11 protein-coding genes, 2 tRNA genes, 3 rRNA genes and 1 pseudogene are annotated in these 20796 nt (G+C 58.3%); 11 read left to right on the forward strand and 6 right to left on the reverse strand.

From position 1 onward, the window contains the following. The first annotated feature begins 117 nt into the window (after positions 1 to 117). From G513_RS24100 to rrf, 5 genes are all read left to right on the forward strand, one after another. A 16S ribosomal RNA gene (locus G513_RS24100) occupies positions 118 to 1641 on the forward strand. Between the two features lie 117 nt (positions 1642 to 1758). Then, positions 1759 to 1835, forward strand: a tRNA-Ile gene (locus G513_RS0118835). A gap of 69 nt (positions 1836 to 1904) precedes the next feature. After that, a tRNA-Ala gene (locus G513_RS0118840) sits at positions 1905 to 1980 on the forward strand. Between the two features lie 258 nt (positions 1981 to 2238). Beyond that, positions 2239 to 5075: ribosomal RNA gene (locus G513_RS0118845) — 23S ribosomal RNA — on the forward strand. 191 nt (positions 5076 to 5266) lie between these two features. Beyond that, positions 5267 to 5381, forward strand: a 5S ribosomal RNA gene (rrf, locus tag G513_RS0118850). The 16S, 23S and 5S rRNA genes sit together here with 2 tRNA genes alongside, the layout of an rRNA operon. An 82-nt stretch (positions 5382 to 5463) precedes the next feature. On the opposite strand, the gene G513_RS0118855 is transcribed toward rrf, so the two are convergent. Continuing rightward, the gene (locus G513_RS0118855) at positions 5464 to 6093 is read right to left on the reverse strand and encodes a flavin reductase family protein (protein ID WP_028475759.1); all 630 of its coding nucleotides are present in this window, start codon (positions 6091 to 6093) and stop codon (positions 5464 to 5466) included. A gap of 211 nt (positions 6094 to 6304) precedes the next feature. Here G513_RS0118855 and motA point away from each other — a divergent pair, with 211 nt between their 5' ends. The 4 genes and pseudogenes from motA (at position 6305) to G513_RS0118875 (ending at position 11196) form a co-directional block, all read left to right on the forward strand. Further along, entirely contained in the window at positions 6305 to 7159 is an 855-nt protein-coding gene (gene motA / locus G513_RS0118860) for a flagellar motor stator protein MotA (RefSeq protein ID WP_028475760.1), read from the forward strand. 1 nt (position 7160) lies between these two features. Further along, positions 7161 to 8135 (forward strand): annotated as a pseudogene (gene motB, locus G513_RS24105) (flagellar motor protein MotB); the annotation flags it as partial. A gap of 206 nt (positions 8136 to 8341) precedes the next feature. Then, entirely contained in the window at positions 8342 to 9844 is a 1503-nt protein-coding gene (locus tag G513_RS0118870) for a flavin-containing monooxygenase (RefSeq protein WP_022978423.1), read from the forward strand. Between the two features lie 5 nt (positions 9845 to 9849). Beyond that, positions 9850 to 11196, forward strand: coding sequence for a histidine-type phosphatase (locus G513_RS0118875; protein ID WP_022978424.1), 1347 nt, complete (start codon positions 9850 to 9852; stop codon positions 11194 to 11196). A gap of 68 nt (positions 11197 to 11264) precedes the next feature. Here the strand turns inward: G513_RS0118875 and G513_RS0118880 are convergent, their stop codons facing one another. Both G513_RS0118880 and G513_RS0118885 read right to left on the reverse strand, forming a co-directional pair. Continuing rightward, positions 11265 to 11717 (reverse strand): PA2169 family four-helix-bundle protein, encoded by a 453-nt coding sequence (locus tag G513_RS0118880; protein WP_022978425.1) that lies wholly within the window; start codon positions 11715 to 11717, stop codon positions 11265 to 11267. A gap of 178 nt (positions 11718 to 11895) precedes the next feature. Beyond that, positions 11896 to 12171 carry a hypothetical protein gene (locus G513_RS0118885; protein ID WP_022978426.1) on the reverse strand — a complete coding sequence of 92 codons (276 nt, stop codon included), beginning with the start codon at positions 12169 to 12171 and terminating at the stop codon, positions 11896 to 11898. Between the two features lie 161 nt (positions 12172 to 12332). On the opposite strand from G513_RS0118885, the gene G513_RS24110 reads away from it, so the two are divergent. Both G513_RS24110 and G513_RS0118895 read left to right on the forward strand, forming a co-directional pair. Further along, positions 12333 to 13130, forward strand: coding sequence for an enoyl-CoA hydratase/isomerase family protein (locus G513_RS24110; RefSeq protein ID WP_022978427.1), 798 nt, complete (start codon positions 12333 to 12335; stop codon positions 13128 to 13130). Between the two features lie 76 nt (positions 13131 to 13206). Then, entirely contained in the window at positions 13207 to 13863 is a 657-nt protein-coding gene (locus tag G513_RS0118895) for an SET domain-containing protein (protein WP_022978428.1), read from the forward strand. Positions 13864 to 14256: 393 nt separating this feature from the next. On the opposite strand, the gene G513_RS25585 is transcribed toward G513_RS0118895, so the two are convergent. From G513_RS25585 to G513_RS0118905, 3 genes are all read right to left on the reverse strand, one after another. Then, on the reverse strand, positions 14257 to 16026 hold the full coding sequence (locus G513_RS25585) for an ATP-dependent nuclease (RefSeq protein WP_084711635.1): 1770 nt from the start codon (positions 16024 to 16026) through the stop codon (positions 14257 to 14259). A gap of 101 nt (positions 16027 to 16127) precedes the next feature. Continuing rightward, positions 16128 to 17366, reverse strand: coding sequence for a ribonucleotide-diphosphate reductase subunit beta (locus G513_RS0118900; protein WP_022978429.1), 1239 nt, complete (start codon positions 17364 to 17366; stop codon positions 16128 to 16130). A gap of 150 nt (positions 17367 to 17516) precedes the next feature. Continuing rightward, on the reverse strand, positions 17517 to 20471 hold the full coding sequence (locus G513_RS0118905; RefSeq protein WP_022978430.1) for a ribonucleoside-diphosphate reductase subunit alpha: 2955 nt from the start codon (positions 20469 to 20471) through the stop codon (positions 17517 to 17519). Positions 20472 to 20796 lie beyond the last annotated feature (325 nt).

A 20796-nucleotide genomic window follows, 5' to 3' on the forward strand; every position in this document is an offset into this window, starting at 1 on the left:
GCTTGGCATGAAGCCAATGCATTACGGAGCATCGATGAAAGCAGTAAAGAGCCCATCGATCGCTCTATGACCTTGAAGTTGCTTCGGCACTTTGGGGCAGTCCAGTTAGCTTTAAATTAATTGGAGAGTTTGATCCTGGCTCAGATTGAACGCTGGCGGTATGCCTAACACATGCAAGTCGAACGAGGTAGCAATACCTAGTGGCGGACGGGGGAGGAATACGTAGGGATCTGCCTTTAAGTGGGGGATAACCCGGGGAAACCCGGATTAATACCGCATGATCTCGCAAGAGCAAAGTGGGGGATCGCAAGACCTCACGCTTTTAGAGGAACCTACGTCGGATTAGCTTGTTGGTGAGGTAATGGCTCACCAAGGCGACGATCCGTAACTGGTCTGAGAGGATGATCAGTCACACCGGAACTGAGACACGGTCCGGACTCCTACGGGAGGCAGCAGTGGGGAATATTGGACAATGGGCGAAAGCCTGATCCAGCAATACCGCGTGTGTGAAGAAGGCCTTCGGGTTGTAAAGCACTTTAAGTTGGGAAGAAAAAACTTCAATTAATACTTGAAGTCTTGACGGTACCGACAGAATAAGCACCGGCTAACTCTGTGCCAGCAGCCGCGGTAATACAGAGGGTGCTAGCGTTAATCGGATTTACTGGGCGTAAAGCGTGCGTAGGCGGTTTGATAAGTCGGTTGTGAAAGCCCCGGGCTCAACCTGGGAATTGCGGCCGATACTGTCAGACTAGAAAACGGTAGAGGGAGGCGGAACTCCAGGTGTAGCGGTGAAATGCGTAGATATCTGGAAGAACACCGATGGCGAAGGCAACCTCCTGGGCCTGTTTTGACGCTGAGGCACGAAAGCGTGGGTAGCAAACAGGATTAGATACCCTGGTAGTCCACGCCGTAAACGATGAGAACTTGACGTTGGTTTGCTTAGCAAATCGGTGTCGTAGCTAACGCGATAAGTTCTCCGCCTGGGGAGTACGGCCGCAAGGTTGAAACTCAAAGGAATTGACGGGGGCCCGCACAAGCGGTGGAGTATGTGGTTTAATTCGATGCAACGCGAAGAACCTTACCTGGTCTTGACATGTCAAGAAGTCTGCAGAGATGCGGATGTGCCTTCGGGAACTTGAACACAGGTGCTGCATGGCTGTCGTCAGCTCGTGTCGTGAGATGTTGGGTTAAGTCCCGCAACGAGCGCAACCCTTGCCCTTAGTTGCCATCATTCAGTTGGGCACTCTAAGGGGACCGCCGGTGACAAACCGGAGGAAGGTGGGGATGACGTCAAGTCATCATGGCCCTTATGACCAGGGCTACACACGTACTACAATGGTCGGTACAGAGGGTTGCCAACCCGCGAGGGGGAGCTAATCCCAGAAAGCCGATCGTAGTCCGGATTGGAGTCTGCAACTCGACTCCATGAAGTCGGAATCGCTAGTAATCGCGGATCAGCACTTGTCGCGGTGAATACGTTCCCGGGCCTTGTACACACCGCCCGTCACACCATGGGAGTTGGCTGCACCAGAAGCCGGTAGTCTAACCGCAAGGGGGACGCCGTCCACGGTGTGGTCAATGACTGGGGTGAAGTCGTAACAAGGTAGCCGTAGGGGAACCTGCGGCTGGATCACCTCCTTTAGAGAACGCTTCTCAAGCGTTCGGAAGCATCCAGCAAAAATCACTTGTCATCAGAAATCAGAGTTGCCCAAGGATCGTCCTGTCATCAGGGCTGATTCGGCGCTCTATCCGTTGTTCGGGTCTGTAGCTCAGGTGGTTAGAGCGCACCCCTGATAAGGGTGAGGTCGGAAGTTCGAGTCTTCCCAGACCCACCATTTGACCCACCATTATCGGAGGGTCACATCTCCAACAACGGAACGGAATCTCCAGGTAACTGGACGACCGGGGCCATAGCTCAGCTGGGAGAGCACCTGCTTTGCAAGCAGGGGGTCGTCGGTTCGATCCCGACTGGCTCCACCATTTATTTCGATTGATCCAAGCCATTTGCGCAAGCAGATGATTTTGATGAATCGGATGCTTCGGTATCTGATTTGAACTGTTCTTTAAAAATTAGGGTTGTAGTTAAACACTGTAAAGCAACAGCGTGACGATTCAGTAATGAGTTGTGACGTTCTCAATGCCTTTGGTGCTTAACGGCGGAAGTAAACGTAATTGTAGGAATAGTTGTGGTTATAAAACCGTAATTTCGAATGCTCGAAAGAACGTTTGAGGTTATATGGTCAAGTGACCAAGCGCATCTGGTGGATGCCTTGGCGGCAACAGGCGATGAAAGACGTAGTAGCCTGCGATAAGCCTCGGGGAGCTGGCAAACAAGCTTTGATCCGAGGATTTCTGAATGGGGCAACCCACGGCTTAGGCCGTATCCCGCAAGGGAGGCTAACGCAGGGAACTGAAACATCTAAGTACCTGCAGGAAAAGAAATCAACCGAGATTCCCCTAGTAGTGGCGAGCGAACGGGGAGTAGCCCTTAAGTTTTGTGCGGTTTAGTGGAACAGTCTGGAAAGTCTGGTCATAGCGGGTGATAGCCCCGTACACGAAAAACTGCATGAGATGAAATCGAGTAAGGCGAGGCACGTGAAACCTTGTCTGAATATGGGGGGACCATCCTCCAAGGCTAAATACTCGTTGCCGACCGATAGTGAACCAGTACCGTGAGGGAAAGGCGAAAAGAACCCCTGTGAGGGGAGTGAAATAGAACCTGAAACCGGATGCGTACAAGCAGTCAGAGCCCGCAAGGGTGATGGCGTACCTTTTGTATAATGGGTCAGCGACTTACTAGTCTGTAGCAAGCCTAACCGTATAGGGAAGGCGTAGGGAAACCGAGTCTTAATAGGGCGCTTAGTTGCAGGCTGTAGACCCGAAACCCGTCGATCTATCCATGTCCAGGGTGAAGTTGTGGTAACACACAATGGAGGCCCGAACTCACGCCTGTTGAAAAAGTCGGAGATGAGGTGTGGATAGGAGTGAAAGGCTAATCAAGGCGGGTGATAGCTGGTTCTCCTCGAAAGCTATTGAGGTAGCGCCTCGCGTCTAACTCAGGGGGGTAGAGCACTGTTACGGCTAGGGGGGACATAAGTCCTTACCAAACCGTTGCAAACTCCGAATACCCTGAAGTTCAATCGCGGGAGACACACGGTGGGAGCTAAATTTCATCGTGAAGAGGGAAACAACCCAGACCGCCAGCTAAGGTCCCTAAATCATCGCTAAGTGGTAAACGATGTGGAAAGTCATAGACAGCCAGGATGTTGGCTTAGAAGCAGCCATCATTTAAAGAAAGCGTAATAGCTCACTGGTCGAGTCGGTCCGCGCGGAAGATGTAACGGGGCTAAGCGATGTACCGAAGCTGCGGGTGCATAGCAATATGCGCGGTAGAGGAGCGTTCCGTAAGCCTGCGAAGGTGACTCGTAAGGGTTGCTGGAGGTATCGGAAGTGCGAATGCTGACATGAGTAACGATAATGCAGGTGAAAAACCTGCACGCCGTAAGCCCAAGGTTTCCTGCGCAACGATTTTCGGCGCAGGGTAAGTCGGATCCTAAGGCGAGGCCGAAAGGCGTAGTCGATGGCAAACAGGTTAATATTCCTGTACTTCCTTAGCTGCGATGGGAGGACGGAGAAGGTTAGACCAGCCACCTGTTGGATGGTGGTTTAAGCGCAAAGGAGTGCACTCTAGGCAAATCCGGAGTGATTATCTGAAGCGTGATGACGAGTCTCTTTTGAGACGAAGTGGTTGATACCATGCTTCCAAGAAAAGTCCCTAAGCTTCAGGCAAAAGGAATCCGTACCCCAAACCGACACAGGTGGGCGAGGAGAGTATCCTAAGGCGTTTGAGAGAACTCGGGAGAAGGAACTCGGCAAATTTGAACCGTAACTTCGGGATAAGGTTCGCCTACGCAAGTAGGCCGCAGTGAAGAGGGGGTTGCGACTGTTTATCAAAAACACAGCACTCTGCAAACACGAAAGTGGACGTATAGGGTGTGACTCCTGCCCGGTGCTGGAAGGTTAATTGATGGGGTCAGCCGCAAGGCGAAGCTCTTGATCGAAGCCCCAGTAAACGGCGGCCGTAACTATAACGGTCCTAAGGTAGCGAAATTCCTTGTCGGGTAAGTTCCGACCTGCACGAATGGAGTAACGATAGCCCCACTGTCTCCTTCCGAGGCTCAGTGAAATTGAAATCGCTGTGACGATGCAGTGTTCCCGCGGCAAGACGGAAAGACCCCGTGAACCTTCACTACAACTTTACATTGGACTTTGAAATTGCTTGTGTAGGATAGGTGGGAGGCATTGAAGTCAGGACGCTAGTCTTGATGGAGCCAACCTTGAAATACCACCCTGGTAATTTCGGAGTTCTAACCTCGATCGGTATATCCCGGTCAGGGACAATGTATGGTGGGTAGTTTGACTGGGGCGGTCTCCTCCCAAAGAGTAACGGAGGAGTGCGAAGGTAACCTCAGCGCGGTCGGAAATCGCGCAGTGAGTGCATAGGCATAAGGTTGCTTGACTGCAAGACAAACAAGTCGAGCAGGTACGAAAGTAGGTCTAAGTGATCCGGTGGTTCTGTATGGAAGGGCCATCGCTCAACGGATAAAAGGTACTCCGGGGATAACAGGCTGATACTGCCCAAGAGTCCATATCGACGGCAGTGTTTGGCACCTCGATGTCGGCTCATCGCATCCTGGGGCTGTAGCAGGTCCCAAGGGTTTGGCTGTTCGCCAATTAAAGCGGTACGCGAGCTGGGTTCAGAACGTCGTGAGACAGTTCGGTCCCTATCTGCCGTGGGCGTTTGATATTTGAGAGGAGTTGACCTTAGTACGAGAGGACCGGGTTGAACGTATCTCTGGTGTTCCGGTTGTCACGCCAGTGGCATCGCCGGGTAGCTAAATACGGACGGGATAACCGCTGAAAGCATCTAAGCGGGAAGCCCACCTCAAGATGAGATATCACGGATCTTAAGATCCCTAAAGAGCCCTTGTAGACAACAAGGTTGATAGGCGCGATGTGGAAGTGCAGTAATGCATGGAGCTAACGCGTACTAATTGCTCGTGAGGCTTGACCATATAACGCTCAAGCGTTCTTGGCTCAGACACAATCTGACCGAGACACAGCGTTCCTACAAGTTGTAACGCCAAGGCCTAAAGCGGTAACAAGCCGAAACGTGAAGTAACCAAGGCATTGATGTTGCCCAACGTGTTTGACTACAACCCCAATTCGAGAGATCAGTCGCAAGACTGATCCCTCAAACAGTTTGCCTGGCGGCCATAGCGAGTTGGAACCACCCGTTCCCATCCCGAACACGGTAGTGAAACAGCTCAGCGCCGATGGTAGTGTGGCCAAGACCATGCGAGAGTAGGACACTGCCAGGCTCCAACCAAAACCCCCTGATCGTTAACCGGTCAGGGGGTTTTCCTTTGAACGGCTTTTCTTAATCCAAAAAAAACAGCGATGTCAGGCTGTTGGACGGAACAGCTGGAAGCGGCTGCTCGCTTCGATCTCGTAGTAATCGCCAGGGCCACCCGCACGCAGTACCGGATGCGCCGCTGCCGTGTCGTAGATTCCATTCTTCAGCAACGATCTGGAGATGTGGACTGCAACGACTTCGCCCAGTATCAGCCAGCTATCAGCCAGCGTTCCGTCATGGCCTTTCAACTGGATGATCTGGGTCATCCGGCATTCGAAGGACACCGGACTTTCGGCGACTCTAGGTGCCTTGATCAGCCGTGACGGAGCTGGCGTCAGGCCGGCCAGCACGAACTCGTCGACTTCAGGCGCCACCGGCGCACAACTCGCGTTCATGGCTTCAGCGAGTGGACGTGTCACCAGGTTCCAGGCGAACTCGCCGGTCTGCTCGATGTTCCGCACGGTGTCCTTGTAGCCAATGCTCGAGAACCCGATGATCGGCGGCACGTAATTGAATGCATTGAAAAAACTGTAGGGCGCCAGGTTGCGGTGGCCCTCCGCATCCTGGCTCGAAATCCAGCCGATCGGCCGTGGTCCGACGATCGCATTGAACGGATCGTGGGGCAGGCCATGGCCGTTTCGGGGCTCGTAGTAGTGATCGCGGTCGGACTCAGACATGGGAAGGCAGGCTTCGGAAGGACTGGCCGATTCTGCCTCGTTCGCCATGGATCCGCGCCCTGCGTCCCGGGCCCGCGGCCTGATCCGTTACCGAAAAGCCCTTGATTGCCGCCGCTTGCCGGTTCCTGATCGATAGACATCAAGCAAAGCCCGCCGCTGCCGATAGACGAAGTGAACGTTGCTGTTCCTCGTCCATCCCTCGGAATTCGCCATGCTGCCCATTGTTGGCTCTCTCGTTGTCATTGCCAGTGTGCTCGGCGGCTTCGTGCTGTCTCACGGTCAGATCATGGCGCTCTGGCAGCCCTACGAACTGCTGGTGATCGGCGGGGCAGCGTTCGGCGGCTTCCTGATCGCCAATCCGATGAAAGTGGTCAAGGCGGTGTTTTCCAGCGTGATCTCGGTGCTGAAGGGTCCGCATTACAAGAAACAGAGCTATCTCGAGATTCTCGGGCTGATGTACGAACTGCTGAGCACCGCCCGCAAGAGCGGCATGATGTCGCTGGAAGGACACATCGAAGATCCAGCCGCGAGCACGATCTTTTCGAAGTATCCGAGCATCGCCAAGGATCATCATCTGCTCGAATTCATCACCGACTGTCTGCGGATGATCGTCTCCGGCAACATGAGTCCGCACGAGCTGGAACCGCTGCTCGATCTGGAACTGGAAACCCATCATCACGAAGCCGAAGCGCCAGCCCATGCGCTGACGCGGGTATCCGATTCGCTTCCAGGTTTCGGCATCGTCGCTGCCGTGCTCGGTATCGTCATCACGATGGGGGCGATCGGCGGTGACATCGCTGCCGTCGGCGAACACGTTGCCGCGGCACTGGTGGGTACCTTTCTCGGCATCCTGCTCGCCTACGGCTTCGTCGGCCCACTGGCGATCGCGGTCGAGACCGTGGCCAAGGCAGATTCCAAGGCTTACGAATGCGTGAAGATGGCGCTGGTCGCCAACCTGCATGGCTACAACCCGAACATCGCCGTGGAGTTCGCCCGCAAGTCGCTGACGATCGACATGCGGCCCAGTTTTTCGGAGTTCGAGGCCCATCTGAAAGGGGCGAAGTGACATGGGCGACACGATCACGCCCATCGTCATTCGCCGGGTCAAGAAAGTTGTCGCCGGCGGTCATCACGGCGGTTCCTGGAAGGTTGCCTTCGCCGATTTCGCGACCGCGATGATGGCGTTCTTCCTGCTGATGTGGCTGATCGCCGCAACCACCAAAGAGCAGCGGGGCGCGATCTCCGAGTACTTCAACAACCCGAGCATGATGGACGGCCGTGCAACCGCGCCGTCGCCCGGCATCAACGGACCGGGCGGTGCCAGCACCAGCCTGATCAAGCTCGGCAGCGGCATGGAACTGAAGAAGGCGACGATCCGGCCAGCCGATCCGAAAGAAGCGAAGAAGATGGCCAAGGAACAGGAGCGCAAGCGCCTGGAATCGCTGATGAAGGAACTGAGCGCGGCGATCGAGGCCAGCCAGTCGCTGGCGCCATTCAAGGATCAGTTGCTGATCGACATCACGCCCGCCGGCCTGCGCATCCAGATCGTCGACAAGCAGAACCGTCCGATGTTCGATATCGGCAGCACCAGCCTGAAGGCCTACACCGTCGAGATTCTGCACGAACTCGCGCGATTCATTGGTGAAGTGCCGAACCGCATCAGCATCAGCGGTCACACGGACACCACGCCGTACGGCAAGGCCAATGGTTATACGAACTGGGAGCTGTCGGCTGATCGCGCCAACGCGGCGCGTCGCGCGCTGGTGGCTGGCGGCTTGAGCGAAGACAAGATCGCCGTCGTCGTCGGCTTGTCGTCGTCGGTGTTGTTCGACAAGGAAAACGCACAGGCGCCGATCAACCGTCGCATCAGCATCGTCGTGATGACCATCGATGCCGAAGCCGCGGCGAAGGGCGAGCAGACGCGTGAGTATTCCGGCGGCTCTCTCGACGAAGCGCCTGAAGAAGCCGCGGCGGAAGCAACACCGGAAGTTGCCGCTCTGGCCGTTCCGGCTGCTGCTGTCGAACCCGCACCCGGCGGCCCTCACTGACAGGCCAGTCGATAGCGCCTCGTTCAGGGCCGACAACAGCCTGAGTGCACATCTGTTGTTGGCGAATGCATCGAGATAAACGATCATTCACCCAGACGACGACTCCACCAAGGATCGCGTCCGCAGGGCGTGTGTCGTGAGCGAATGGGATCGCTCTGACAGCCGCAGCCCGGCAGCCCAACAAGAACGAGGAACGTGCGATGCAAAACCCCTTTGACGTGCTGATCATCGGTGCCGGCCTGTCCGGCGTGGGCATGGCCTGCCACATTCAGCGCGATTGCCCGGACCAGCGTTACGCGATCCTCGAGCGTCGCAGCCGCATCGGCGGCACCTGGGATCTGTTCCGCTATCCCGGCATCCGTTCGGATTCCGACATGTTCACCTTCGGCTACGCGTTCCGGCCGTGGAACTCGTTCAAGGTGCTGGCGGATGGCACCTCGATCCGCGAGTACGTCACCGAAACCGCCAAGGAATACGGCGTCGATCGAAACATTCACTACGGCGTGAAGATCGTCCGCGCCGATTTCTCGACCAAGACCAATCTGTGGACGGTGCACGCGCTCGACGAAGCCAGCGGCCGCGAGCAGACCTACCAGAGCCGCGTGCTGGTCAGCTGCACCGGCTACTACAACTACGACAAAGGCTTCCTGCCGGACTTCCCGGGCCAGGAACGTTTCAAGGGCACGCGCGTACATCCGCAGTTCTGGCCGGAAGGGCTGGATTACAAGGGCAAGCGCGTCGTCGTCATCGGCTCCGGCGCCACCGCCGTGACTCTGGTGCCGGCGATGGCCGATGACGCCGCGCACGTGACCATGCTGCAGCGCTCGCCGGGCTTCATCTTCAGCGTGCCAGGCACCGACGCGATCGCCCGGACGATGTCCAAGTTCCTGCCCAGGAAGCTGGTCTACGCGATCACCCGCAAGCGCAATCTGGCACTGCTGCGAGCGATGTACTTCGGCTCGCTGCGCTGGCCGGAGAAGGCTCGCAAGCTGCTGATGGACAACGTCGAGAAGCAGGTCGGCGACAAGGTCGACATGAAGCACTTCACGCCGCGCTACAACCCCTGGGAAGAGCGCCTCTGCGCGGTGCCGGATGGCGATCTGTTCAAGGCCATCCGCAAGGGCCGGGCGTCGGTGGTCACTGCCGAGATCGAGTCTTTCACCGAGGGCGGCATCAAGCTCAAGAACGGTGACGAACTGGCGGCGGATATTGTGATCACTGCCACCGGCCTGAACCTCCAGGTGTTCGGCGGCGTCCAGATCAGCGTCGACGGCAAGGCCATACAGCCGAACGATCATCTGACCTACAAGGCCACACTGCTCGAAGGCGTGCCGAATCTCGCCTGGATCGTCGGCTACACCAATGCGCCGTGGACCCTGAAGGCGGACATCGCCTCCCGGTATATCTGCCGCCTGCTCAGCCACATGAAGCAGCATGGCTACGCGCGCTTCGAGGCACGCGCGCCGGCCGGTGAGCGCGATGACGACACCATCTTCGGCAGCCTGAAATCCGGGTACGTGATGCGCGCCGCGCAGACCCTGCCCCGTCAGGGCAAATCCCTGCCATGGCGGGTGCTGCACGACTACAAGCGCGATCAGCCGATGCTGCTCAGCGATCCGATCGACGACGGTTTCCTGAGCTTCGAAGCCGCTCCGGCGGATGTCGCTGCGAAGAAGCCCGGCAAGGTTGCCAAGGCCGCCTGATCCCGATGACGACGAACGACATGGCCGGAATCCGGCGTGCGAGCGGCTGTGCGTCGCTGCTTCTGGCGCTGGTGATTTCGACTGCAGCATCAGCCGCAGATGCACCGAACCAGGCGCCGGCACTGACGCTCGAGAAATCGGTTTTCCTGATGCGCCACGGCGCGCGTTCGCCGAACCAGACGCCGGAGCAACTGGCGCCTTCGTCGCGTCGCCCTTGGCCGCAATGGCCAGTCGGCCCCGGTGAACTGACCGAACGCGGCATCAGCCTGCTGATCACGCTCGGCGGCTATTACCGGCAGTCCTACGCTGCTGCCGGCCTGCTGCCCGAGAAGGGCTGCCCTGAAGCCGGCACGGTCGCCGCCTGGGCCGACAACGTCGTCCGTCGCGTGCCGCTCAGTGCCCAGGCGCTGCTCGACGGCATGTTCCCCGGCTGCGGCCTGCAGACCGGCTTCGCGCCGCAGGACAAGGGGCCGGACCCGCTGTTCAACCCGGTTGAAGTGGGCCTCTGCAAGCTCAGCGTGCCGAAGGCGAGCGCGGCGATCCTGAAGGCGGCGCGTGGCAGTCTCGATCAGGCGGCCCGCAGCGAACGCGCCAGCCTGAAAGCGATGCAGGACATCCTGCAGGTGCGCAGCGGCACGCGCTGCGTCAACGATGCGCCGTCCTGCGGCATCGAGGATTTCGGCAACGTGCTCGAAGGCGGCAAGACCGGCGTGACCATCGAAGGCGGCCTGAAATCGGCGACCACGGTTGGCGAGAACTTCCTGCTGCAATACATCCAGGGCTTCCCGGAAAAGGATGTCGCCTGGGGCGATGCCGCCACGCCGGAAACGCTGTCACCGCTGCTCGGCCCGCGCAATCTCTATCTGCGCCTGAGCCGCCAGCCGCCGTACATCGCAGCGCGCAACGGTTCGCCGCTGGCGCGCGCGCTGCTGGCAGCGCTGGATGATGTTTCCGAGGCAAGCGATGCAAGCCCGGCACCGGGCACGCCACCGCGCGCCAGCCGCCTCGCCGCGTTCGTGGGCCGCGATACGCATCTGGCGTCGATCACCGGCATGCTCGGCCTGCAGTGGTCGCTGCCGGATCAGCCGGATCAGTTCCCGATGGGCGGCACCCTGGCTTTCGAGCGCTTGATCAACCCGGCGGACGGCAAGCGTTACGTGCGCACGGTGCTGTACTACCAGACCTTGCAGCAGATGCGCAGCAATGCGCCGCTCGATCTCGCCCATCCGCCGGGCAGGCTGGTGGTGAAGATGCCGGGCTGCGACAAGGGCGAAATCGATGGCGCCTGTCCACTGCCCATCGTCCGCAAGCGCTTCGAAGCAGCGTTTGCGGCGGACTGCCCCGGCGGCTGATTCGCGGTCAGCAGTGGCCGGGCGGATCGAGATCCGCCCGGTGCTGAGTCAACGGAAGATGACCGGCTTCAGGCCGCGTGTTCCAGCTGCTGCCGCAGCTGCCGGATGTGGTCATGGCGCTGATGCGTGCCCTCGTATTGCCGTTCGAGCAGCGCGTGAATTTCCGGCGGTGTCGACCAGGTCAGCGCATCCGAGTAACGCGCATCGGCCTCCTGTTCGTCGGCCTCCACGGTATCGAGAATCACCGCTTCGTCGCGGCCATAGGCGTTGGCCTTGATGTGCAGCCAGGTGCGATGCAGCGTGTTGTCGAAGGTGCCGCTGCCTTTCGGCTTGCCGCCCAGCGCTTCGACGCTGGCCTGCAGCTCGCGTGCCGCATCGGCGAAGAAGCGCGAGTATTCCTCCAGCGATTCCTGCAGCTCCGCGTGATGCACCTCGCTGGCCGCAGCCCGCAAGGCCGCCTCGCCATTCTTGGTGGTCACGATCAGACGATTGAGCAGCGTGATGGTGTCGAGATTGCTCATGACATGAATCCTCCTCCAGATCGAACACCGCATCTGGACGAGGCCGTCATTCCGCTATCGCTGCTTCGGAAACGCTACAGTCCTGCGCATCGAAGCGGAATACGGCTTCGCAGGGCGGCGGGAAGATCGTAGTCCTGTTGGCCCCAGATGCAAGCGCGATGCAAGGGCGGGGCGGAACTCAGGGAATCCAGTTCCAGATATCCGGCAAGGTGGCCAGCCAGTCGTGCGCGGCCTGCTTCGTGTCGTGAGTCGGTGCGTGGATCGAGTAAGCAGTGCTGTCGCCGTGATCGGTGCTCAGCGCGTAGCCCGCTTTCGCGGCTTCGTCGGTCAGGTAGTTCACGTAGTCGCGGTAGTTGGCGTCGTAGGCTTCTTCAGCTTCGCGCCGTTCCGGCTGCAGGCTCAGCGCGCGCTCGCGGTAGGCGTTCAGATGAAGGGTGATCGTGACGTCGGTCATGGGCATTCCTGGCGTGTGAAGACGAGGAGCCATTATGGACGCTCAGCTCGCTTGGGCTGCCGACAGGGGCTGCTTCTCATTTCATCAAGCCGCATCCTTCGGCATGCTGCCAGCCGGCGATCGATCCACCACGCAGCAAGAACTTCGAAGGGGCAGACGCAATGGCACTTTGGTCCACGCAGCTCGCGGATGGTGTGGTGGTGGCGACCTACCGCAATCCGCCGATGAACTACTTCTGCGCCGAGGGCGCGCAGGAACTCGCGCAACTGATCGAAACCTGGCGGGACCCAGCCGTCCGCGCCATCGTGCTCTGCGGTGCGCCGGGCGGCGCTTTCATCACCCACTACAGCGTCGAGGAACTGCTGGCGCTGGCGCTCGACAACGACAGCCTGCGCAGCATCGGCACCTCGCTGAACCGCAACTACCACGCCCTGCTGCTGGCCCTGCGCGATCTCCCCAAGGTGGTGATCGCCGCGATGAATGGCAACACCATGGGCGGCGGTCTGGAACTGAGCCTGGCCTGCGATATCCGTATCGGCCAGCGCGGTGATTTCCGCTACGGCTTCCCGGAAGTGCGCCTCGGCATCATCCCTGGCGGCAGCGGCACGCAGCGCCTGTCCCGGTTGATCGGCGTTGGCCGCGCGGCGGAATTCATCCTGCGCTCGAGAGTCGTCGATCCCGAAACGGCGCTGGCCCTCGGCATCGTCAACGAACTCGCCGACGATGCCGTCGCCCACGCAAGCCGCATCGCCCATGAAGTGGCCGCCTTGCCGTCGAAAGCGATCGCCTGCGCCAAGCGCGCGATCTACGCCGGCAGCGATACCCATCTGGCCGCCGGCCTGGAAATGGAAAGCGCCGCCTTCCTGGAAACCATGCTGTCCGAAGACAGCAGAGTGGCGATGCAGACTTACGTCGACCTTCCCTACGATCAGCGCCGCGCCTGGCTGGAGACGCTTTGAGCCAGCACCGAATGCCCGTACGCGAAATGGAGTTGCCGCAATGACGGTGCCGGAGCCTTACGCCCCCTTCGTTCGGATGGCTCAGTGGGGCAACGAAAAGCAGCTGGTGGCCTCGGCGGACGTCGAGAAGGGCGTGCTGCTGGCGGCGGAATACCCGATTGCCTTCGTGGCGATCGAACCGGACGAGGAGGATCTCGGGCCGCTACTGCTGCTGGAATCCATCCTCGCGTCGGACGAAACCTTCGCGAGAGTCAGCGCGGAAGACCTGAAGATGACGCTGTGGCGCCTCGGCACCCACGATCTCGAAATCCTTGAAGGCCTGGCGCGGAAGTACAAGCGCAATCCAAAGAAGCTCACCCAGCTTTACCACCGGGTAGCGGCCAACAACATCCGCTATTCACAGGGCGGCACACAGGGCTACGGCATCTGGCCGATCGTCAGCCGCTCCAATCATTCCTGTGATCCGAACGCAAAGCTGGGTGCGAATGCCCAACAGCCACTGGCCGAATTGCTGCTCGCCACGCGTCCGATCCCGAATGGCGCGGCGATCTGCTGGAACTACTTGGCCGACGAAGCCTTCCTCGCGCTGAACTGGTTCGAGCGCAATGCGCAGTTGCTCAAGGACTTCCGGTTTCTGTGCCGCTGTTCGCGCTGCGAAGCGGAACGGCCACCACAGGTTGCCGGATTGTCGAAGGAAGGAATTGCCGCTTACTTCAAGAGGGGCGCTGCTTAGCTGCAATGCGCGCTTCACATGCCGTTGCTGGTGCTTTTGATGTTGGCCCCCTTGAGCGCGCCGAGCATCGCAGGAACTGACGGATGAGGCCCGCAGGGGCGAGGCAGGTGCCGAAGCCTTTTCGCTGCGCCACGGATGGCGCGTCGAAAAGCCCCGGCAGGTCCGAGAAGCGCAGGGTGAGGGTTCGCGGCGAGCACTGCTCGCCGCGAACCCGAACGCCCGACTGCGGCAGCTGTCGGGCCGGGGTCAGCTCAGCGATGGGGCGTGTTTCTTTGCTTACTTTTCTTTGCGCCAAAGAAAGTAGGTCGCGCGATAGCGCGAAAAAGCGGCGCCAAGGCCTCGTCGAATGGATTATTCGAACCTGGCCCCTTTTAACTCCAATTATTAATGACTTTAGATTAATCGTTGTTCAATTTTTGAGGTAAGCGCCGTTATTTTCTCTGCGGTCTCCTTATCGAAATCGCTAAGCTTTAAGTCGCCATTGTCAACGCGTAGTTTGAATTGAAAGGCTAGGACTGGCTTAGATCGGCGTGTTTGTTTGACGTAATCACTATTGCTTTCGCTTCTGGACGCGATTTTTTCATTAAGGACAAAATTTGAAAAATCTGGCTTACTGAAAACGTCTTCAATTCCTCCGCAATCATTAATTTTGATTAGATTATTTTTAGCTTGATTGTCGTCATCGTTATAAAGCGTTTTCTTTAGATTTTTATAAACCTCTCGACCTTGACGATCATCGTCTAGAACTACTAAGTGCGATAGGCCCCAACCAAGAAACATATAAGAAAGAGACTCGAGCTTATTCACGCCTGTCGCTGCTAAAAAATAAACGCTTTTCGTTCGCGCGCTAAGCTTCCAAAAAGCATTGAGATAATAGAAGCCGCTGATTTCCTCAACTAGAACATTGTTATTTTTTGGTATCGAGGCGTGAGAGCTAAAATCGGCTCCCATTGCAGTCAGTATTGGCGATAAAGTATCCGATGAAGCTGCTGCAAGACGGTGTGCGTCGATTATTATCGTGGGACTATCTTCTTGAAGGTCATCTCTTTGAACGGCATGCACTCTGTAAAGTTTTTCATTCTCCACTAAGTGCGGGCTATGAGTGGAGTATATAAAAGGAAGATTATTTTTGCTTAGATGATTAATAAGCTTAAGAACGTCGCCTTGCGCTTTGGCGTGGAGATTGGCTCCTGGTTCATCTAATAAGAAAATTCTGTTGTACCCGATTTTTTCCGATGCATGAACTTGCAGATAGAACGAAATGAACCACCGCACACCCTGACTTCTCTGTCTTGGATAGAGTTTAGTTAAACCGTCTTTGATCCAGAAGACTAAATAAGGTGTTCCAGATTTTGGTGAGTCCGCGGCGTGAAATTCCAAGTCGCACTCGATCGAGAGTTTTGTGTTGTTACCAATAGTTTGCGACCAAAACGAAACGAAATCGGTACTAACTTTAGAATTTGCTCGATCTAAAACATTCTGTCTCGCTCGCCGGTCGCTCAGTACTAGATTTTTGAGATTTATATTCGCGATACTTAGAAAATTTCTTGCAGCTAATGCCCCTTGTCCCAAAATTGAAAATTTCTCATTAATGTCTATCTGATCAGGAAGAAGGCCAGAGTCAGCGTTAAAAAGTATCGTGTTCGGTGCTTCGTCATATAGTAAATTGGCTATATCAGTTGGCCGATAATCATCGTCGGTGAGGGCCTCCGAGATTTCGTCACTGTCTTCACTTGTGGCTTCTAATATTTGAGCGAGCCCGCTGTCTGACAGAGAGATCGTTTTTTTGAATGTTTCTCCGGACCGCGTCCAATTAAATTTAATATCGATTAAATTTCTATTATTCTCAAGATAATTAGAGAGATCGACGATTTTGGTTGCCCATAGCCGCGCAATTTTTGTATCGTTCAGAAAATCGTTAAGTTGTGGGGATGTGATCTCAAGCTTCAGCTCAATCTCTGGGAGATCTGCTCCTACTCTTATGTCGTCTCCAGTTACCTCGTGGACGGAGCTAAGTGTTCTAGCTAGCGCCTCCAAGGCCGATGTTTTGCCGGACTCGTTTTGACCTACTAGAACAGTGACTCCATCTTGAGCGAGAGGGCACCAACCTGTATCTGCGATGGAGCGAAAATTCTTGATGCGATACGCGCGAACTTTACTCATGTTGGCGATGCTCGTTTAGGCTAAATCCAACGTGTAAAAAAGCCCTCAATCTGAGGGCTTTTATTGGTCTTTTTCTTAGCGGCACCTTTAAGGCACGACTATCAATCCCAGCTCAAAGCCCCACCCGTCTGATACTCCGTCACGCGAGTCTCAAAGAAGTTCTTCTCCTTCTTCAAATCCATGACCTCGCTCATCCACGGGAACGGGTTTTCGGCGCCCGGGTAGAGCTGCTTCAGGCCGATTTGCGAGCACCGGCGGTTGCAGACGAACTTCAGGTAGTCGTTGAACTGGCCGGCGTTGAGGCCGAGCACGCCGCGCGGCATGGTGTCGTGGGCGTACTTGATTTCGAGTTCGGTGGCTTCGATCAGCATCGCGGCGATCTCTTCTTGGAACTTAGGCGTCCACAGGTGCGGATTTTCGATCTTGATCTGGTTGATCACGTCGATGCCGAAGTTCATGTGCATGGACTCGTCGCGCATGATGTATTGGATCTGCTCGGACACGCCGACCATCTTGTTGCGGCGGCCGAAGCTGAGCAGCTGCACGAAGCCGACGTAGAAGAAGATGCCTTCGAACACCACGTAGAACGCGATCAGGTCACGCAGCAGGCGCTGATCGTTTTCCGGGGTGCCGGTGTGGAATTCCTGGTCGGCGAGACTCTGGGTGAACGGCAGGCTCCAGGCGGCCTTGTCGTGAATGCTCGGCACTTCGCGGTACATGTTGAACACTTCGGCTTCGTCGAGGCCGAGGGATTCGATGCAGTACTGGTAGGCGTGGGTGTGGATCGCTTCCTCGAAGGCCTGGCGCAGCAGGTACTGGCGGCATTCCGGGTTGGTGAGGTGGCGATAGACGGCCAGCACCAGGTTGTTCGCGACCAGGCTGTCCGCCGTCGAGAAGAAGCCGAGGCTGCGCTTGATGATCATGCGCTCGTCGTCGGTCAGGCCGTTCGGGTCCTGCCAGAGCGCGATGTCCGCGCTCATGTTGATTTCCTGCGGCATCCAGTGGTTGTTGCAGGCGTCCAGGTACTTCTTCCAGGCCCATTCGTACTTGAACGGAACCAGCTGGTTGAGATCGGCGCGGCAGTTGATGATCTTCTTGTCATCAACCTGGATGCGGCGGGCGCCGATGGTGATGTCTTCGAGCCCGGTGGCACCGGATTCGACCTTGGCCTGCGTCGGCGTCAGCTTGAATTCGCTGGCTTCCGGGATGCGCGGCGTCGGGGCCGGCGTTGGCGCGGCATAGACCGGGCGGGCAGCGGATGCGGCGATGCGCGGCGCGGCGACGATCGGATCGATCGTCGGAGCAGAGGGTGCAGCGGGGGCGTCGTCCCAGTCGAGCATGTCGGGTTCTCCGGATTCAGTAACGTTCAATATGTGTATTTATACACCCGTCGCGCGTGGCGGCGGGCAGGAATTGGGCTGTGCCACAGACGCCGACGCCCGGCGGGACCAGAGTCCGGCCGGGCGTGGCCCCGCTGACGCTGCGGCCGGCTACTGGCACGCCTCGCAGTCCGGATCGAGGATCGAGCAGACCTTCGGTGCCGTCGGTTCGCTGGCTGCGGCCATCGAAGCCGGCTTGGCCTGACGGGCTGGTGCCGCCGCCGAACCCGCATCCGCACCCTTGCTGACGTTGTTGAGGCGGCCATCCTGAATGGTGGTCTTCTCGGCGTGCGTGGCACCCAGCGTGCGCAGGTAATACGTGGTCTTCAGGCCGGACAGCCAGGCGTGGCGATACAGCTCGTCGAGCTTCTTGCCTGACGGTGCGGCCATGTACAGGTTCAGCGACTGGGCCTGGTCGATCCACTTCTGGCGACGCGAACCGGCGTCGACCAGCACCTTGGCGTCGATCTCGAACGCGCACTTGTAGATCTGCTTGATCTCGGCCGGGATGCGGTCGATCTTCTGCACGCTGCCGTCGAAATACTTGAGGTCATGGACCATGACTTCGTCCCACAGATCGAGCGCCTTCAGCTCGTTGGCGAGGTATTCGTTGACGACGGTGAAGTCGCCGGACAGGTTCGATTTGACGTACAGGTTCTGGTAGACCGGCTCGATCGACTGCGACACGCCGGTGATGTTGGCAATCGTCGCCGTCGGCGCGATCGCCATGGTGTTCGAGTTGCGGATGCCGGTGGTCTTGATCTGGGTACGCAGCGCGTTCCAGTCGAAGGCACCGGATTCCTGGGTGTCCTGCTTCAGATACTGGCCACGGGCATCGGCGAGCAGCTTGATCGAATCCAGCGGCAGGATGCCCTGATCCCACAGCGAGCCCTTGAAGCTGGCGTAGGCGCCACGCTCGACGGCAAGATCGGCCGAAGCCTTGATCGCGTGGTAGCTGATCGCTTCCATCGAACGATCGGCGAAGTCGATCGCCGCATCGGACTCGTACGGAATGCGCAGCTTGAACAGCGCATCGTTGAAGCCCATCACGCCGAGACCCACCGGGCGGTGACGCAGGTTGGAGTTACGCGCGGTGGCCACCGAGTAGTAGTTGTACTCGATGACGTTATCGAGCATGCGCATCGCCGTGGTGATGGTGCGCTCGAGCTTCGCGACGTCCAGCTCGGGACCGTTCGGGCCGGGGACGATATGCGCCGGCAGGTTCACCGAGCCGAGGTTGCAGACCGCGATTTCCTGGTTCGCCTTGGTGTTCAAGGTGATTTCGGTGCACAGATTCGACGAGTGCACGACGCCGACATGCTGCTGCGGCGAACGCAGGTTGCACGGGTCCTTGAAGGTGATCCACGGGTGGCCGGTTTCGAACAACATCGACAGCATCTTGCGCCACAGATTCAGCGCCGGAATGCGCTTGAAGTTCTTGATCCGGCCCTGGTCGGCGAGGGTTTCGTACTCGGCGTAACGGGCTTCGAACGGCTTGCCGTAGAGATCGTGCAGGTCCGGCACTTCTTCCGGGCTGAACAGGGTCCACTGGCCTTCTTCCATGACCCGCTTCAGGAACAGATCCGGCACCCAGTTGGCGGTGTTCATGTCATGGGTGCGGCGACGATCGTCGCCGGTGTTCTTGCGCAGTTCGACGAACTCTTCGATGTCGCGGTGCCAGGTTTCCAGGTAGCCGCAGACCGCGCCCTTGCGCTTGCCGCCCTGGTTGACGGCGACAGCCGTGTCGTTGGCGACCTTCATGAACGGCACCACGCCATTCGATTTGCCGTTGGTGCCCTTGATCCAGCCGCCCATGCCGCGCACCGGCGTCCAGTCGTTGCCGAGGCCGCCAGCAAACTTGGACAGCATCGCGTTGTCGTGGATGGCGTTGAAGATGCCGTGCAGGTCGTCCGGGATCTGGGTCAGGTAGCAGCTCGACAGCTGCGGACGCAGGGTGCCGGAGTTGAACAGGGTCGGCGTCGACGACATGAAGTCGAACGACGACATCAGCGTGTAGAACTCGATCGCGCGGGCTTCGCGGTCGATCTCGTTCATCGCCAGGCCCATCGCCACGCGCATGAAGAACGCCTGCGGCAGCTCGAAGCGGGTCTTGTTGCTGTGGATGAAGTAGCGGTCGTACAGGGTCTGCAGGCCGAGGTAGTCGAACTTCGCGTCACGCTCCGGCAGCAGGGCAGCGCCGAGGCGTTCGAGATCGAACAGGCACAGCTTCGAGTCGACCAGTTCCAGCTCGGAAGCCTTGTGGATGAACTCGCGGAAGTAGTCGCTGTAGACGGCCTTCATGTCCTCGAATGTGGGACGCGAATCCGGCATGCCGAGGAACTTCAGCGCTTCGTGGCGCATGGCGTCGCAGAGCAGGCGGGCCGACACGTAGGTGTAGTTCGGCTCCTTCTCGATGCGGGCTCGGGCGGCGAGGGTCAGCGCCTGGCTCAGCTCGGTTTCGGAAATGCCTTCGTACAGATCACGGAGTGCGGAAGTCAGCACTTCGGCGGCATCGACACCGCTCAGGCCGGCGCAGGCTTCCGAGACCACGCGCTGCAGGCGGGCTTCGTTCAGCGGCAGCAGGCGGCCGTCGTCCATCTTGACGTTCAGGGCGGGGGCGACGACGGCAATCGTCTTCGACGCGGTTTCGGCCGCGCGGGCGCGGGCGCGCTCTTCGCGATACAGCACATAGTCGCGGGCAACCTTGTGCTCGCCGGCGCGCATCAGGCCGAGTTCGACCTGATCCTGGATGTCTTCGATGTGCAGGGTGCCGCCGCCGGACAGATGACGGGTCAGCGCGTGGACGATCGACTGGGTCATCTCGGCGACCTTGTCGCGAACCCGGGCGCTGGCAGCGGCCTGGCCGCCTTCGACGGCGAGGAAAGCCTTGGTCAGCGCGATGGCAATCTTGTTGGCGTCGAAATTGGTCAATTTTCCGTTGCGACGGATGACCTTGATCGCGCCCGGCGCGGTCGCGGCCAGTTCAGCAGCGCTGGCGGCGGGGGCGGAATTCTGACCGGCGCCGGTGGCGCGTGCGGGGGATGGCGTAAGGTTTTGTGTTTGCATGATTTTCGGATTCTCCCCAAGGCGGCGGGCGGTGCGGCGGGGGGTCGTTGCGACCCGGAACGTCCCGGGAGATTCCCCCGGCAGATCAATATATAGGGGTTAAAAATGCGGTCAACCCCAATATGCTGTGGTTGAAGCTGTGGATAGCCCCGGAACGGCCGGTGCAAAAGCTGTGCATAAATGACCTAAACCAAGGTCGCGATTGCAGTTGTCGGTGATGCGGGCTGCGTGACCCATACGCGTCTCCGCCGTTCGGAGCCGACAAACGGTTTGACTCCACCGTCGGGCTTTCGTCACATGCGGTCTTGCTGCGCGCGCCGTTGCG

Origin of the sequence: Nevskia ramosa DSM 11499 (assembly GCF_000420645.1) — a bacterium.
Classification (GTDB): Bacteria; Pseudomonadota; Gammaproteobacteria; order Nevskiales; family Nevskiaceae; genus Nevskia; species Nevskia ramosa.